The sequence below is a fragment of the bacterium genome, from assembly GCA_016873475.1.
In the GTDB taxonomy this organism is placed as follows: domain Bacteria; phylum Krumholzibacteriota; class Krumholzibacteriia; order JACNKJ01; family JACNKJ01; genus VGXI01.
In genome coordinates, this window is sequence record VGXI01000425.1 from 1 (window position 1) to 1,514 (window position 1,514).

At 71.9% G+C, this 1,514-nt stretch carries 2 protein-coding genes; both read right to left on the reverse strand.

What is annotated here, in order from left to right; genetic code table 11:
* Positions 1 to 95: 95 nt before the first annotated feature.
* On the reverse strand, positions 96 to 386 hold the full coding sequence (locus tag FJ251_16365; protein MBM4119274.1) for a hypothetical protein: 291 nt from the start codon (positions 384 to 386) through the stop codon (positions 96 to 98).
* Positions 383 to 1,411 (reverse strand): selenide, water dikinase SelD, encoded by a 1,029-nt coding sequence (selD, locus tag FJ251_16370; protein MBM4119275.1) that lies wholly within the window; start codon positions 1,409 to 1,411, stop codon positions 383 to 385. Before selD ends, FJ251_16365 begins: the two co-directional genes overlap by 4 nt.
* Between the last annotated feature and the right edge of the window lie 103 nt (positions 1,412 to 1,514).

A 1,514-nucleotide genomic window follows, 5' to 3' on the forward strand; every position in this document is an offset into this window, starting at 1 on the left:
GGGGGTTTACCAATCTAGTCAACCATGTTCTGGGAAGCCTACCCACGTAGCATGAGGAGTGCCCTCCTGGCCCCCAGCTTCTGGGGGAGTGCTGCCTAGGAGGCGCGCGGCCGCGGCGGCCAGAGCCGCCCGCCGGCGACCTGCCCGGCGACAGCGAAGACCAGGGTGAGCGCCACGAACCAGAGCGAAAGCCCCAGCAATCGCCGCAGCAGGAAGGCGAAGGGAATCGGCGCGTGAATGGCGGCGACCCAACTCAGGCTGCCCCTGCGCGAGCGCACGCGCCAGGCGCCGGCCGGCAAGTTGAGCAGGAGAGCGCTGAGGGCAAGCAGGCCGGCCCGCAGCGCCACCGGCACACCGGCCGCACCGGGAATCGCGAGCGCGCTCATGCGATCTCCAGGGTGCCGGGCTCGCCACCTTGCACGCTGCCGACGAGCGCGGCGTCCGCCACGCCGCCCGCGCGCAGCGCGGCCAGCAGGGCCGCCGCCTCGGCCTCGGCAACCGCGATCAGCAGGCCGCCGCTGGTCTGCGCGTCGCAGGCTAGCCAGAGCTGTGCCTCGCTCACGCCCTTGCCATGCGTGAGCACGGGCTCGACGGCGCGGCGATTCGCGCGGCTGCCCCCGCAAAGCTGATCCTTCTCGATCATCGCGAGGGCGTGCGGATAGGCGGGCAGCGCCGCGGCCTCGAGGCGCAGGCGCAGTCCTGCGCCGCGGGCCATCTCGAGCGCATGGCCGGCGAGCCCGTAGCCCGTCACGTCGGTGAGCGCGTGCACGCCGCGGGTGGCCGGGCCCTCGCGATCGGCGGCGCCGTCCTCGACGAAGGCGTCCAGGATCTCCGCCGCGCGCTTGTTCAGTGCGCGCATGCCGGCGACGGCCGGCGCGACGTCGTCGTCCGTCAGCTCGCCCTTGCCGCGGCCGGCGAAGAGGGTCGCCGTGCCCAGCGGCTTGGTGAGGATGAGCCGATCGCCCGCCCGCGCGCCGGCATTGGTGAGCACGCGCCGTGGGTGCACGGCGCCCGTCACCGAGAGGCCGTACTTCAGCTCGGCGTCCTTGATCGTGTGGCCGCCGGCGAGGGCCGCGCCTGCTTCGCGGATCGCGTCGTAGCCGCCCTCGAGGATGCGCGCCAGCTCGCTCTTCGGCAGGCCCTTGGCCGGAAAGCAGCAGATGTTGAGCGCCGTCAGCGGCCGCCCGCCCATGGCGTAGATGTCGCTCAGCGAGTTGGCGGCGGCGATGCGGCCGAAAGTGAAGGGGTCCTGGACGATCGGCGTGATGAAGTCCAGGGTCTGCACGAGCGCCAGCTCCGGTGAGAGACGAAAAACCCCTGCGTCGTCCGAGGTCTCGAGACCCACGAGCAGGTTCTCGGCGCGCTCGGACTGGAAGCGGCGGATGATCTCGCGCAGGTCCTCCGGACCCATCTTGGCGCTTCAGCCTCCGGCCGAAGCGAAGTCCGTGAGGCTGCAGTTCAGCCCCTCGTCGCTCACGGATCCTCCTTCCGCGTGCTTGTCACTGCGCAAGGGG

What these genes read in the sequence shown, in the direction of transcription:
- FJ251_16365 (MBM4119274.1), bottom strand. Translation starts at nt 386, where the DNA reads ATGAGCGCGCTCGCGATTCCCGGTGCGGCCGGTGTGCCGGTGGCGCTG.
- selD (MBM4119275.1), bottom strand. Translation starts at nt 1,411, where the DNA reads ATGGGTCCGGAGGACCTGCGCGAGATCATCCGCCGCTTCCAGTCCGAG.